This is a genomic window from Pedobacter aquatilis (genome assembly GCF_030409415.1).
In the GTDB taxonomy this organism is placed as follows: domain Bacteria; phylum Bacteroidota; class Bacteroidia; order Sphingobacteriales; family Sphingobacteriaceae; genus Pedobacter; species Pedobacter aquatilis.
Window position 1 is genome coordinate 53,993 of the sequence record NZ_JAUFPW010000031.1, and the last position, 14,152, is coordinate 68,144.

The 14,152-nt window shown below is 35.7% G+C and carries 11 protein-coding genes; 7 read left to right on the forward strand and 4 right to left on the reverse strand.

Annotated elements, in window-relative coordinates:
• Nucleotides 1-41: 41 nt before the first annotated feature.
• Entirely contained in the window at nucleotides 42-2,657 is a 2,616-nt protein-coding gene (gene cphA / locus QWY86_RS13595) for a cyanophycin synthetase (RefSeq protein ID WP_290242879.1), read from the reverse strand.
• 250 nt (nucleotides 2,658-2,907) lie between these two features.
• Between cphA and QWY86_RS13600 the strand changes: the two genes are divergently transcribed.
• The 4 genes from QWY86_RS13600 to QWY86_RS13615 all read left to right on the forward strand — a co-directional run bounded on the left by QWY86_RS13600 (nucleotide 2,908) and on the right by QWY86_RS13615 (nucleotide 7,858).
• Nucleotides 2,908-3,816 (forward strand): cyanophycinase, encoded by a 909-nt coding sequence (locus QWY86_RS13600; RefSeq protein WP_290242880.1) that lies wholly within the window; start codon nucleotides 2,908-2,910, stop codon nucleotides 3,814-3,816.
• A 43-nt stretch (nucleotides 3,817-3,859) separates the two neighbouring features.
• Nucleotides 3,860-4,702, forward strand: coding sequence for an isoaspartyl peptidase/L-asparaginase (locus QWY86_RS13605; protein WP_290242881.1), 843 nt, complete (start codon nucleotides 3,860-3,862; stop codon nucleotides 4,700-4,702).
• 29 nt (nucleotides 4,703-4,731) lie between these two features.
• On the forward strand, nucleotides 4,732-5,415 hold the full coding sequence (locus QWY86_RS13610) for a tetratricopeptide repeat protein (RefSeq protein ID WP_290242882.1): 684 nt from the start codon (nucleotides 4,732-4,734) through the stop codon (nucleotides 5,413-5,415).
• Nucleotides 5,416-5,665: 250 nt separating this feature from the next.
• Nucleotides 5,666-7,858: a carboxy terminal-processing peptidase gene (locus QWY86_RS13615; protein ID WP_290242883.1), complete on the forward strand. Its 2,193-nt coding sequence runs from the start codon at nucleotides 5,666-5,668 to the stop codon at nucleotides 7,856-7,858.
• Nucleotides 7,859-8,075: 217 nt separating this feature from the next.
• Here the strand turns inward: QWY86_RS13615 and QWY86_RS13620 are convergent, their stop codons facing one another.
• Nucleotides 8,076-9,008: an SPFH domain-containing protein gene (locus QWY86_RS13620; RefSeq protein WP_290242884.1), complete on the reverse strand. Its 933-nt coding sequence runs from the start codon at nucleotides 9,006-9,008 to the stop codon at nucleotides 8,076-8,078.
• 88 nt (nucleotides 9,009-9,096) lie between these two features.
• Here QWY86_RS13620 and QWY86_RS13625 point away from each other — a divergent pair, with 88 nt between their 5' ends.
• From QWY86_RS13625 to QWY86_RS13635, 3 genes are all read left to right on the forward strand, one after another.
• Nucleotides 9,097-11,139, forward strand: a complete 2,043-nt coding sequence (locus QWY86_RS13625; RefSeq protein ID WP_290242885.1) for a M13 family metallopeptidase — start codon at nucleotides 9,097-9,099, stop codon at nucleotides 11,137-11,139.
• 155 nt (nucleotides 11,140-11,294) lie between these two features.
• A complete protein-coding gene (locus QWY86_RS13630) occupies nucleotides 11,295-11,480 on the forward strand; it encodes a hypothetical protein (protein WP_290242886.1) in 186 nt (61 codons plus the stop codon).
• 88 nt (nucleotides 11,481-11,568) lie between these two features.
• Entirely contained in the window at nucleotides 11,569-11,784 is a 216-nt protein-coding gene (locus tag QWY86_RS13635) for a helix-turn-helix domain-containing protein (RefSeq protein WP_290242887.1), read from the forward strand.
• Between the two features lie 231 nt (nucleotides 11,785-12,015).
• Here QWY86_RS13635 and QWY86_RS13640 read toward each other — a convergent pair whose 3' ends face one another.
• Both QWY86_RS13640 and QWY86_RS13645 read right to left on the reverse strand, forming a co-directional pair.
• Nucleotides 12,016-13,110, reverse strand: a complete 1,095-nt coding sequence (locus QWY86_RS13640) for a CapA family protein (RefSeq protein ID WP_290242888.1) — start codon at nucleotides 13,108-13,110, stop codon at nucleotides 12,016-12,018.
• A 154-nt stretch (nucleotides 13,111-13,264) separates the two neighbouring features.
• Entirely contained in the window at nucleotides 13,265-13,822 is a 558-nt protein-coding gene (locus tag QWY86_RS13645; RefSeq protein ID WP_290242889.1) for a C40 family peptidase, read from the reverse strand.
• Between the last annotated feature and the right edge of the window lie 330 nt (nucleotides 13,823-14,152).

Below are 14,152 nucleotides of genomic sequence, written 5' to 3' on the forward strand. Positions count from 1 at the left end.
CCGAAAATTTCGGGGCTTTCTTGTTATATAGCTTTTGACGATTAGCCTTCCAATTCTTTATCCAGGTGTTCTGTAACTCTTTGAATCGTATTATCAATCGTGTTACTTAAAATTGTAATGTAAGAGCCTTTTTCAGCGGTATCAATTGCATTTTGAAGGCAGGCTGTGCTTTTATTATTAATTACAATTTCTTTGTTAGGATCAACTTCCTTAATGCCTTTCACTAATAAATCAACCAATTCCTGCTGGTCGCGGCCACGTAGGTATTTCTCTTGACAAACATAAATCTTATCAAACATCTGAGCGGAAATTCTAGCCGTTTCGATAATATCTTCATCTCTTCTATCACCGGTTCCAGAAATTATACCAACATGCTTAGTAGCTTCAACAGATTGTAAGAAAGCTTTCACACCATTAAAGCCATCGGGATTGTGAGCGAAATCAACCAAAACTTTAAAATCTTTAAAGTTGAAAACATTCATTCGACCTGGCGTGTGCGCAGCTGACGGAATAAAGGTTTCTAGCGATAAACGGATATCCTCTGGCTTATAACCCCATAAATATGCAGCAAGTGTTGCTGCAAGTACGTTTTGAATCATGAAATTCACAGAACCCCCAAAAGTTAATGGAATATGAGTTGCTTTATCAACTCTTAACTTCCAATCTCCTGTTTTAATGGTAATAAAACCATTCTCGTAAATTGCTGCAACACCACCCTTACGGCAATGTTCTTTAATAACCGGATTGTTCTCATCCATACTAAAATAAGCTACATTACAACGGGCATCCTTGGCAATACGAACACAATAGCCATTATCCGCATTTAAAACCGCCCAACCTTTTCTTCTTACTGCACCAATAACCACAGCCTTAACTCTGGTTAAATCGTCGAGTGTATGAATATCAGAAAGGCCCAAATGATCTTCCTGGATATTTGTAACAACACCAATATCGCATGCATTAAAGCCTAAACCAGCACGCAAAATTCCACCACGAGCTGTTTCAAGCACTGCAAATTCTACAGTTGGATCTTTTAAAATAAACTCCGCACTAACCGGACCAGTAGTATCGCCTTTCATGAGCATGGTGTTGTGAACATAAACACCATCCGAAGTTGTGAAACCTACACGCTTACCATTGCTTCTTACAATGTGCGCAATAAGTCTGGTTGTAGTTGTTTTACCATTTGTTCCGGTAACTGCTATGATTGGAATTTGAGATAATCTGCCTTGCGGATAAAGCATATCTACAACAGAAGCTGCTACGTTTCGTGGTAAGCCTTCGCTTGGCGCAAGATGCATTCTAAAACCTGGCGCAGCATTAACTTCTAAAACAACACCGCCATTTTCAGTAAGTGGCTGTGTTAAGTTTTGCGCCATAATATCAATTCCGCAAATATCCAATCCAATTACTCTTGATATCCTTTCACAAATAAAAATATTCTGCGGATGCACAATATCGGTTACATCGATAGATGTACCACCCGTGCTTAAATTTGCTGTAGATTTCAGGTAAACGATTTCGCCCTTTTCAGGAATCGTTTCTAAGGTATATTCCTTTTTGGCTAACAAATCTAAGGTATCTCTATCAACAGAAATTTCTGTTAACACATTTTCATGGCCATAGCCACGGCGTGGGTCTTCATTTTCTTTATCAATTAATTCCTGAATAGTATGAATTCCGTTTCCTTTAACATGGGCTGGATCTCTTTGAGCAGCAGCAACAACCTTATTATCTATAACAAGTACTCTAAAATCATAACCTGTAATAAACTTTTCGATGATAACCCTTCTTGAATATGATTTAGCATATTCAAAGGCAGCTTTTGCATCCTCAAGGGTTTTAACATTTATAGTAGCGCCTTTACCATGGTTACCATCCAAAGGTTTAAAAACTAATGGAAAACCCACTTTTTCTACTGATGCTTCTACATCATCTGGATTTGAAATGGTAACACCTTTAGCCACAGGAATTGCAGCTTCTGTTAATAATCTTTTGGTTTCTTCCTTATTACTGGCAATATCGACGGCAATGCTGCTCGTTTTTTCAGTCATTGTTGCACGAAAGCGTACCTGATTTTTACCATAACCTAATTGTACAAGAGAACTTTTGTTTAATCGAATCCAAGGAATACTTCTGCTTACCGCTTCCTGTACAATCGAACCTGTACTCGGACCTAAAGCTTCTAGTTCTCGAATCTCCTTCATCCGGCGGATGTCGTGTTCTAAATCGTATTCTTGATCATCTATTAAAGCTTGTGCAATATTGACAGCTGCTTCGGCAGCATAAACGCCTACTTTTTCTTCTAAATATGTAAAAACAACATTGTAAATGCCTTCAGTTTTGGTTTGACGCGTGCGACCAAAACCTGTTTCCATACCTGCAATGGTTTGAATTTCGAGCGCAATGTGTTCTATAACATGCCCCATCCATGTTCCCTCCTTCACACGGGTAAAGAAACCACCTTCCACACCTTTAGAACAGCGGTGCGTGAACATACTTGGCAAAAGTTTTTCAATTCGCTCACTAAATCCTTCAATCGTGTTGGTTGGTCTCTGTTCCAAATCTTCCAAATCCAAACGCATCTGAATTAGTTTTTTGCGGCTTATCGACCATATATTTGGCCCTCTTAGTACTTGTATATTTAATATCTTCATTTAATGTTTTGTAGTTCGTTTAAAAAAGTAGAGATAGCCTTTTTAATTATTATTTGAGCAAATTTGGTGATTGTAAATTATGCATTTATTTTTAATTAGTTGCGATCAATTACCTAAATCAATTTAAACTGTATTTGTTTTATTTTCAACATAAAAAAGGTGTTCAACGAATAAAATTCTATCAACCTATGTTAATAAAGTAAATATTATTGACAAAAAATGTCGTGTTTTTTATCATAAGCTGATATATTTGAGTTTTTCGTTTAATAATAATACACAAAGAATGGTTCCGAAAGGTAAACTCATCATAATAGGTGGTGCTATAAACACAGGAAGCTTTGCAGAAACGCAATTTGGACTACCTGAAAATATGAATTTTTTTGAGCGTGGGATTTTGAAAAGAATCACTACAGAATCTGTAAAAGATGCAGAATCTCGCTTTGAAATTATCACTACAGCATCCTTAATGCCTGAAAAAGTTGGTGAAGAGTACATAAAAGCTTACGCACAGTTAGACGTTCACAATCTTGGTGTACTAAATATTGCAAACCGTGAAGATGCAAATGCAGAAGAAAATTGCGAAAGAATCAAAGCTGCTGATGTTATCATTTTTACAGGTGGAGACCAATTAAGATTGTCTTCGATTTTTGGTGGCACCAAAATTCATCAAATCCTTTTAGAAAAATACAAGAACGAGGCTGTAGTAATTGCAGGTACTTCTGCGGGTGCTGCGGCAAGCTCAAAAAATATGATTTATCAGGGAAGCAGTAAAGATGCTTTACTAAAAGGTGAAGTAAAAATTACTGGCGGCTTAGGTTTTATTGATGATGTTATTGTTGATACCCATTTTGTTCAACGTGGTAGAATCGGTCGTTTATTATATGCAGCTGCAAGTAATCCAGGCATTTTAGGCATTGGTTTAGGAGAAGATACGGGCTTATTCATATCAGACGGGCATACTATGGAGGCAATCGGCTCTGGAATGGTAATTTTGGTTGACGGAAGAAACATGGCAGATACCAACTTAACTGATGTTGAAATGGGACAACCGGTTTCAATTAAGAACATGGTTGTACACGTAATGTGCGATGGCGATGTTTATGATTTAAATGATCACAGTCTTATTATTCACCATCCAAAAGTTATTCCGGTAGGGTAAATTGAGCAACCCTTATTGCCACTTATATTTTGAAACTAACAAAATGAAGCTAATTATTCATGGTGGCTTTTTTAGCGAGTCATCTACCAATCAAGAAACGAAAAAAGCCAAACAAGATGCTTTAGCTGAAATCGTAACACTTGGGCATCAATATCTGGAAAATCATAGTGCCCTAGAAACAGTCGTTTACACCGTTTCACTTCTCGAAAACAATGAACTATTTAATGCGGGGATTGGTTCGCAAATACAAAGTGATGGAAAAGTTCGTTTAAGTTCGGCTTTAATGGATGGTAAAACTGAAAAATTTAGTGGTGTTATTAATGTAGAAGATATCAAAAATCCTATCGAGGTCTCCTTAAAATTAATGGATTATGATGACAGGGTTTTAAGTGGTGAAGGCGCTCAGAATTTTGCCAGAAAGAATGGATTTGAGTTCTTCAATCCAATCATCCCTCAAAGACAAACAGAATACGAAGCAAAATTAAATCAACAAAATAATAAGGGAACAGTTGGCTGTGTTGCTTTGGATAAGGATGGAAATTTAGCAGCTGCAACTTCAACTGGCGGCAAAGGCTTTGAAATTCCCTGTCGTGTAAGCGATTCTGCTACCGTTGCCGGCAACTATGCTAACCAATTTGCAGGCATTTCTTGTACAGGCGTTGGCGAAGATATTGTAAGTGGCGCATTAGCAGCCAAAATTGTAACCCGCGTAACCGACGGATTTTCTTTGAAAAATGCTGCCGATAAAAGTTTTAATGAACTTAAGGCTTTTGACGGATTTGCCGGTATTATAGGCATAACCTCAGAGGGAGAAATTTACCATTGCGATTCACATCCATACATGGTTTGGGCATCTTTCGATGTTAATTTAGAGGTATTTAGCTAAAATATCATTTAAAGTATTATTTTTGTTGCATGACTAAAATAGTTGTGGCTTTTTTAAGCCTTTTTGCCTCCTTACAACTTAATGCTCAAAACATTGATAAATCTGATTTCCAGGAACCTGGTGTTGGTGGTAGCGCAATAAATATTGCGGTTTCCAAATATGATTTAGCTGAAGGCAACAACTATTTTGAAGATGCGCAAGACCTAGAGCGAAAAGGCGATTTTAACGAAGCTTTAACCTTATTTGGTAAGGCTGCATTTGAATTTAATGCTGTAAGAAATCTAAATCTTTATGTACAGGCGTTAACAAAAATGAGCAATATGCATTATCAGCTTGGCCGTTTCGGTGATGCTGAACAAATCCTTTTAAACGTTGTTTTAAAAAACTATTCAAAAATGGGTAGCCGAAGTGGACAGATGAGCACCTATAACTTATTAGGTAAAGTTTATTTGGCAAGCAACAAATACACTCAATCGATGTGGTTTTACACACAACAGGGTATTTTGGCTAAACAATTAGGCAATAACAATTCTTATATAGAATCGGTACTTGGATTGGCACAGGTAAAAATTAAGAAAAAAGACTTCACATTGGCCAGCCGCGATTTAAATCAGGCAGAACTCCTTTCACGTTCGCTAAAAAGCACGGTATACAAGTCGCAAATAAAAGATGCCAGAGAAGTTATTGCAAGCAAAATATCTCCCAAAAAATAATCTTCCCTTTTACTTGAAAACATTTTAACACTATTTAACATAGTGTTAATCTTGATGTAAATTTCATTCCTCAAAACAGCCTAAGACATTCATTTCAAAACAAAAGGCGTACATTATCGTTCTTTTAGAAGATTGACAAATAAAAAGCTTTTAGTTAGATTTGATACGTTTTGAATAGAGACGGAAATAATACTGTCTCTTTTTTGTTTATTTGATAAAATGGTATCATATTGGCTATATAATATTTGAAATGGATTTTAAATTATTTAAAGAGATGTTGAAGAGAATATTTTTTGTACTTTTTACCGCAGCTGTTCTTGCCTGTCAGGCAGCTCCGAAATCACAGCCTATTGTCGATGGGGTAACTAATGTTAAGCCAGATGAGCAACAGCAGCTCGTAATTCGGGAAGTTGTTAACTTAATTGAAAGCTACAATTATAAAAAGTTAGAGATTAATGATTCGATATCATCAATCATTTTAGATAAATATATCAAAGCTTTAGACCAGGGTAAAAACTACTTCATCGCTTCTGATATTAAAGAATTTGAAAAATACAGATATACGCTAGATGATGATTTCAAAAACGGCGATTTAAGCGGCCCTTTCTACATTTACAATGTTTATGCAAAACGTTTAAACGAATATTTTGCGTACTCATTGGGTCAAATCAAGAATAAATTCGACTTTAATCAAACTGATTCATACGTGTATGATAGAGAAAAAATGCCATGGGCAACCTCAATCACTGCGTTGAATGATACCTGGAAAAAGCGTGTTAAATATGAACTCATCAATCTAAATCTGGCTGGCACGACTGGCCCGAAAGGGATTGAAACTTTAACAAAGCGTTACCAAAATCTTCAATCTCAAACGTCAAAAACCAATAATCAGGATGTGTTTCAAATATTGATGGATGCTTTTACAGAATCAATTGATCCACATACTAATTATTTCAATCCGGTGAATGCAATAGCCTTTAACGAAGACATGTCTCGTTCATTTGAAGGTATTGGCGCTCGTTTACAATTAGAAAACGAAGTTGTAAAAATTTCTGAAATTATTGCCGGCGGACCAGCTTTTAAAGATAAGCAGTTAAGTCCTGGCGATAAAATTATTGCAGTTGCTCAAGGCGATGGTGAATTTGTTGATGTTGTGGGATGGAGATTAGATGCTACAGTTGCCAAAATCAAAGGTGCTAAAGGAACAAAAGTTCGTTTAAAAGTGATTCCATCTGGTAAAGAAATGTCTTCGAAACCGGTTATTATATCTTTAGTTCGCGATAAAATTGTTTTAGAGGAAACATCTGCTAAGAAAAAGGTTAAAACCATTAATCAAAATGGCAAAGAATACAAAATGGGTATTATCACTCTACCCGCCTTCTATGCCGATTTTAAAGCTGCAAATGCAGGCGATAAAAACTACAAAAGCACAACTCGGGATGTTAAGAAACTGATTGATTCTTTAAAAAATGTCGATAAAGTTGATGCAATTGTGATGGATTTACGCGGAAATGGTGGTGGTTCCTTAGTTGAAGCCATTTCATTAACCGGATTATTCATTGATAAAGGCCCAGTTGTACAGGTTAAAGATCTACGTGGTAAAATTGAGGTTGATGAAGACGATACTATGGGTGTAGCGTGGGATGGTCCGTTGGGTGTAATGGTTGACCGCTTAAGTGCTTCTGCATCTGAAATTTTTGCAGGTGCAATTCAGGATTATGGTCGTGGAATTATAATGGGAAGCCAAACTTATGGTAAAGGAACAGTGCAATCCTCAATTGATTTAAATAAATTGGTTAACCCAAGTATGTTGCAGCGAATTGCAGGCATCATAACTAAAAACAAAACTACTGGTACAGCGCCTTCGAGCACTACTGCTGCAGATGTTAATTTAGGACAAATCAACCTTACAATGGCAAAGTTCTATCGTGTGGCTGGTAGCAGTACACAGCATAAAGGTGTTGTTCCCGATGTTGTTTTCCCTTCTCTTTACCCAATGGATAAAATTGGAGAAGATACAGAACCATCAGCTTTGCCGTGGGATGTTATTCCTAGTTCAAACTTTAAATCGGTTGCAAATTTAACTGCAGTTAAACCTAATTTGATTAAAAATAGCGAGCAACGCGTTGCAAACTCCTTAGATTTTAAATACTTGAAAGAAGATATTGCTGAAATGAAAAAACGCGATGCAGAGACTTCTGTAACTTTAAATGAAGCGAAACTTAAATCAGAACGTGACGCTCAAGAAGTTAAAACATTATCTCGAGCTAATGAGTTAAGAACGGCAAGAGGTTTACCAGCATTAAAGAAAGGCGAAAAAGTTACCAAGCAAGATGCTTATGATTTTATTGAGGATGAATCTTTGCATGTAATGGGAGATTTTATGCAACAAGCTGGAAGTTATGTTATGAATTTAGGCTTAGGTTCTACACCAAAGTTTTAAGAATTAATCGCTATAAAAAAAACCGATAGCAAAATATGCTATCGGTTTTATGCAATTTGGCTTTGGTGCAGCAATTTTTGTTAATAAACAGGATGGTAGTGGGATCCTTTTGTTAGACTTCCTTTACCTCACGCCTCCATCGTTAACAAAAGATTTAGCGAACAGCCTGACGAATTTCTCAGAAGGATTACTGTCTCATTACCTTTTCAAAATATTATTATTTCTTTGCGTTATTTGCCTGGCTCTGCTGCATCGCCATCATTTGTTTCATCGTGTTATTCATTCCTTCTGTGCTTCCATCAAGGAAAATTACATTGCCCTCGCTGTATTCTGCAAATTGTTTAATGGCTTCGGTCCACATCGTGAATAAGATTACCGATGTATCTAAATTAGCTTGTTGCATCTCGTGTGCGGCATTTGTCATCCCTTTTGCTACCTCTTCTCTAAACAAAGCAATACCCTGACCGCGAAGTTGTGCTGCTTCACGCTCAGCAGTGGCTGCAATTTTAATAGCATTACCATCCGCTTCAGCTCCTTTGGTTTTAGTAATTAGCAAAGCCTGACCTTCGTTTTCTGCCGCGGCCTTTAAATTGTTTGAAGCAACTACACGGCTCATTGAACGCATAATTTCTTCGTCGAATGTGATATCGTTCAGTTGTAAATCTTGCAAGTGATAACCCCAACCATCTAAAACCTGATCGATTTGCTCTTTAACATGTAAAACAATTTCATTCCTTTGCGCTAATACGTTGGCTTGTTTTTGGGTAGCAACATAAGCACGAATTGAACCTTCAATCGTTCTAATTAAAGCTTGCATTAAATTGGTGGCGTCTACAAATTTAAAGGCTACGTTTTTTATGGTTTCTTCATCTTGGTTAATAACCGAATAAAGCAGCATTGCCTTAAAATATACATTTGCCTGATCTTGAGTTACCGCCTGGAAAGAAAGTTCTACCGAACGGTTTTGAATAGATATACGAGAATAAATTTGCTCGATTAATGGAATTTTAAAATTTAACCCAGGTCTGAGCAAGCGCTGATATTTACCAAAAACGGTAACAACAGCTATTGTACCTTGCTTCACCGTTACAAAAGAGCTTAACAAAATAATGACTCCGAGAAAGATAAGAATGTAGATTGTATATTGCATAATTAGATTTTTTTATGAAGTTAGAAAAAAATTCATATAAACTACCTGCTGCATTTTGTAGCTTTACTTTACTAACTTTTAAAACCGTATGAAAAAAAAATTAATTTTACCTGCGGCCGCTTTGTTAATTTTAGCAGCTTGCCAAAATGATAAAAGCCACCAGGCTAACGAAGGCGACCAAAGAACGGTATTTTTTGATACCGCTGGCATGGATACAACAGTAAAACCAGGCGATAATTTCTTCCTATACGCAAACGGTAAATGGATTAAAGATACTGAAATTCCGAAAACAGAAACTGGTTGGGGTTCCTTTTATACCTTATATAATGATAACATAAAAAATTTAAAAGGAATTTTAGAGCAAGCTGCAAAAGGAAATGCAGCAAAAGGTACAGCCGAACAAAAAGTTGGCGATTTTTATGCCAGTGGCATGGATTCGGTAACTATCGAAAAACTAGGTGTTGAACCAATAAAGCCACTACTTTCAAAAATTGATGGTATTAAAAATGCTAAAGATTTAATCAATTTTATTGCTGATGGTTATAAAAATGCAGAGGGCGATTTGTTAGGTTTTGGTGTTGAACCTGATGATAAGAATAGCACCAAAAATGCTTTGGTTTTTTCTCAAACCGGCTTAAATCTACCTGAAAGAAGTTACTATTTAGATCAGGATGAAAAAGCTAAAAAAATAAGAACTCAGTATTTAGCTTACATTTCTAAAGTTTTTGCGCTTGCAGGAGATTCTGTAAACAGTAAAAAATATGCTGACGATATTCTGAAACTGGAAACTGCCATTGCTCAATCTCATTCTACGCCAGTTGAATTAAGAGATCCTGTTAAAAATTACAATAAGTTTGCAGTTGCTGATTTTCAAAAACAAGTACCCGATATTGATTTTAAAACAGTTTTGAGCAAATTGGGTACAAATACAGATACCATAATTGTTCGCCAGCCAAAATATTATAAAGCACTGGCTTCGTTAATCAAAACTCAACCAATAGAGGTTTGGAAAGAAAAGCTAAAATTTGATGCATTAAATAACAAAGCTTATGCGTTAACCCAAAAATTTAGGGATGCAAGATTTGAGTTTTTTGATAAAACTTTAGCCGGCCGTCAATCGCAAAAAGAGCGTTGGAAATCGATGGTTAATAATACTGACAATAATTTAGGCGATTTATTAGGTCAATTATATGCAGAGCAATATTTTAAACCAGAAGCTAAAAAAAGAATGCTAGAACTGGTTAATAATTTGCAAAAAGTTTACGAGGATAGAATTAAAAAACTTGACTGGATGAGCGCTGAAACTAAGAAAAAAGCACTCGAAAAACTAAACGCATTCGTTAAGAAAATTGGTTATACCGATAAATGGAAGAAATATGATGATGTAGAAATTTCTAAAAATACATTCTTTGCAAATCTTCAATCGGCTGAGAAAAATCAGTACAAAGAAATGATAGATAAGCTCGGAAAACCTGTAGACAAAAGCGAGTGGTTTATGACACCACCAACCGTAAATGCTTATTATAATCCTGCATACAACGAAATTGTTTTTCCTGCCGGAATTTTACAATTTCCGTTTTTTGCCTTCAATGCGGATGATGCAATTAATTATGGTGCGATTGGTGCTGTAATTGGCCATGAAATGACGCATGGATTTGATGATCAAGGTCGCCAGTACGATGCGACAGGTAATTTAAAAGAATGGTGGACCAAAGAAGATGCTGCCAAATTTAAAACCAAAGCGGATAAAGTTGGTGCATTCTACAGCAATTTTGCTTTGTTAGATAATCAACATGTTAATGGCTCATTAACTATGGGCGAAAATCTTGCAGATTTAGGTGGTTTAAATATTGCCTATGATGCCTTTAAATTAACTAAACAAGGAAAAGAAAACGATAAAATTGATGGCTTTACACCAGACCAACGTTTCTTTTTAAGTTTTGCGCAGGTTTGGAGAATCAAAAACAGAGACGAAACCATGCGTGTACGTTTAAAAACAGATCCGCATAGCCCTGAAATGTTTCGCGTAAATGGTCCTGTTTACAATATGGAAGCGTTTTACAAAGCCTTTAATGTGCCTGCGACTGCTAAGATGTACATTGCTCCAGAAAATAGATTGGGTGTTTGGTAATAGAGTTGTAATATAACTAGACCTTACATCCCAAGCCACAGATTAACAGATTCAAAATCTGCGAATCTGTGGCTTTTGATTTAAATAACTAATTTTAATTAAAGTAAAAACAAAATTAGAATATGTTTGTCTTCATTCATATTAAATTCTAAAATATGAATGTAAAACGCACTTTCGGAACTGTCCTAACCATCTTAGGCATTATTGGACTAGTATATGCAGGATATGGCTTTGTAAACCATAATCAAGATACCAGAGGACTTATGGTTTACGGTGTGATAGGATTAATCTTTTTTGTTTCTGGTATTGGATTGGTTAAAAATACCAAAGATGAAAGCTAATTGCTCACATAAATAATTTTTATAGTGCAATCATATTCGTATTATTGCACTATAAAATCATCCCAAAATTTATTTTATACCTTAAATTATGGGACAAGATATGCGCTATCAAATCATTGGCGATAAAATTCGATCAAGAAGAATTGAATTACACATTACTCAAAATAAAATGGCAGCTATGTTAAACATCGCTACCGGGACTTATTCTAAGAATGAAAAGCAGGTAAAAGATATTCCACTAGAAAGACTTTTTCATATCGCTTTAATCCTAAACATGACAGCCGAAGAAATAATTGTTCCTTAAACTACTTACTTTTTTTCTTGCTTTTGATAATCAGGTATTGGCTGTAAGCCACTAGAGAACCGGCAAGAATTATTATTCCAGCAGATAAAAGATTTTTAGGATTTTGGTTAATATAGAATGCTGCCGCAAAAACTAAAATTACTGCACTTATGCAAATAATATAGTGTACGTAAATCAAATTTTTCATTAAGCAAATATTCTTATTTTCAATGATATTGATGTAAGCGCAATTTAATCTTTTAAGCTAATCCTATTATTTTCAAATTTTAACTGGTGCCCAACAAAGTCGATATCTGTTAAGGTTTTAATTTTCTTAAAAGCAGTAACGTTATCATCAATTGTTAAACCGTTAATTTTATCTTGCTTAACAGAAATCAAATCTGCAAATAAGAAATCGCCTTTGCTATTAATTTTTAATTGCAAAAGCGGTGCATAACCATTTGAACCCTTTAGGCTAAACATTCCATAAGTGCAGAAGTTACCTAAGCTGTAGGCAATAAATTTATTTTTGTAAACTTCAACAGCACGACTAACGTGCGGTCCGTGGCCAAGAACAACATCCGCACCGGCATCAATTACAGCATGTGCAAAGGCATAAACATTACCACGATTTTCATTGTAAAATATTTCATTTCTGCGTGTTACATGCTCAAATCTTGCGCCCTCTCCTCCACCATGAAATGAAACAATGACGATATCAGCCATCGTTTTTAGCCTTGCAACCAGCGCTTTTGCACTATCAATCTTATTAATTGAAACTGTATTTTCATTCGGGGCAAAAGCACAAAATGCATATTTAACACTATCCTTTTCAAAAATTTCAAAGGGTTTGTTTAACTGGCCAGCGTAATGAATTTGTAATGAATCTAAAATTCTAGCGGTATTTTTACGCCCTTTGGAATCGAAATCTCCAACATGGTTATTGGCGATGCTTAAAACATTGAAGCCAGCCTTTTTGTAAATATCTGCATAACGTTCGGGCATTCTAAATGCATAGCAATTATTTGGGTTTATACCGTTGCATTTGGTAGAATTTCCTGAGTTTAAAAAACAACCTTCCAAATTGCCGAAAACAATATCACCCTTTAGAAGGCTATCAACAGCTTTAAAACTGCCAACTGCATCATCTGGTGGTAGGTTTGATTTTGAAGGAAAAGCAGAACCCAGCATAATATCGCCAACTGCTGTAATAGAAATTGTATCCTTTATTTTTCTAACAATGGAATCCCTTTTTTCAGTAGATGTAACCTGAGCGCTGTTACTGGTACAACTGATGATTACTATTAAAAGGAGGAATGATAGAATTATGCTAGCAGTTAATTTCATTAAGTAGTTAATTAAGGTTATGTGCATCCAATAAATACCTTTCGCATTAAGATTCTGAAATAAATTCAGAATGACGATAGTTGAGATGCATATGTATAAAAAAATCCTCCAAAATTACTTCTGGAGGATTATATATTTTCAAATTATAATTATCTTATTCTACTGTAAAATCTTTCTTAAACGATTCTAAAATACGACCGCCCTTGTAAAAATAACGGCTGTAATACGGCTCATTTAAATTACTGATAACTACACCACGAGAACTAGATGCGTGAGCAAATCTATTATCGCCTAAGTAAATACCAATGTGAGAAATGCTTCTGCTTTTTATTTTGAAGAAAACCAAATCGCCTTCTCTTAAATCCTCCTTTGATAAAGGATCTACCATGCTGAAAATGTCCCTGGAATTTCTTCTGATGGTTGTGTTGAAAACTTTATCGTAAATCGCCTTAGTAAAAGCAGAACAATCGATGCCTTTTTTTGTATTTCCACCAAAACTGTAGGGAGTTCCAATCCACTCGTAAACAAATTTGTATAGTTTTAAGTTAGATGTTGCATCAACCGCTACACCCATAACCTGAGAAAAATACTGTGAAGCAAGGTTGTCTGGGTCAGTTAATTCTTTGCCGGTTTCTTTTGTTTTTGTTTGCGCAAATGCGGCGGAGAGCGTGCAGATAGCGATTAAGGATGAAAACAAAAATTTTTTAATCATGTTATACAGTTATGTTTGGGTACTTCACTTACACATTAACGTACACCACCTTGGGCTTATTGTTTGAGCTTCAAAATTATTAATTATACAAATGTTATCCAAATGTTTATTGTTAAAAACCCAAAGTTATTAACATTTCCCAAATTATTACAGGTTTTTTGTGGGTTTATTGATTAAAAATTTGGAAATCAATGTCAGAGCTTCTTCGGTTCCGAAAGCCCCGCCATCCGCTTTATCCCGAGAAAATCGGGATGCCCGCTTCTGTCTGGTTTAAATTACTTAGGTTATTTGTTCTTGGTTATGGTTTAAACCACTAATACATTTACAAGC

Bases quoted from the DNA above. Each gene is read 5' to 3' on its own strand.
- QWY86_RS13645 (WP_290242889.1), bottom strand. From the start codon at position 13,822: ATGATTAAAAAATTTTTGTTTTCATCCTTAATCGCTATCTGCACGCTC.
- QWY86_RS13615 (WP_290242883.1), top strand. From the start codon at position 5,666: ATGGATTTTAAATTATTTAAAGAGATGTTGAAGAGAATATTTTTTGTA.
- QWY86_RS13635 (WP_290242887.1), top strand. From the start codon at position 11,569: ATGGGACAAGATATGCGCTATCAAATCATTGGCGATAAAATTCGATCA.
- QWY86_RS13620 (WP_290242884.1), bottom strand. From the start codon at position 9,008: ATGCAATATACAATCTACATTCTTATCTTTCTCGGAGTCATTATTTTG.
- QWY86_RS13605 (WP_290242881.1), top strand. From the start codon at position 3,860: ATGAAGCTAATTATTCATGGTGGCTTTTTTAGCGAGTCATCTACCAAT.
- cphA (WP_290242879.1), bottom strand. From the start codon at position 2,657: ATGAAGATATTAAATATACAAGTACTAAGAGGGCCAAATATATGGTCG.
- QWY86_RS13640 (WP_290242888.1), bottom strand. From the start codon at position 13,110: ATGAAATTAACTGCTAGCATAATTCTATCATTCCTCCTTTTAATAGTA.
- QWY86_RS13625 (WP_290242885.1), top strand. From the start codon at position 9,097: ATGAAAAAAAAATTAATTTTACCTGCGGCCGCTTTGTTAATTTTAGCA.
- QWY86_RS13630 (WP_290242886.1), top strand. From the start codon at position 11,295: ATGAATGTAAAACGCACTTTCGGAACTGTCCTAACCATCTTAGGCATT.
- QWY86_RS13610 (WP_290242882.1), top strand. From the start codon at position 4,732: ATGACTAAAATAGTTGTGGCTTTTTTAAGCCTTTTTGCCTCCTTACAA.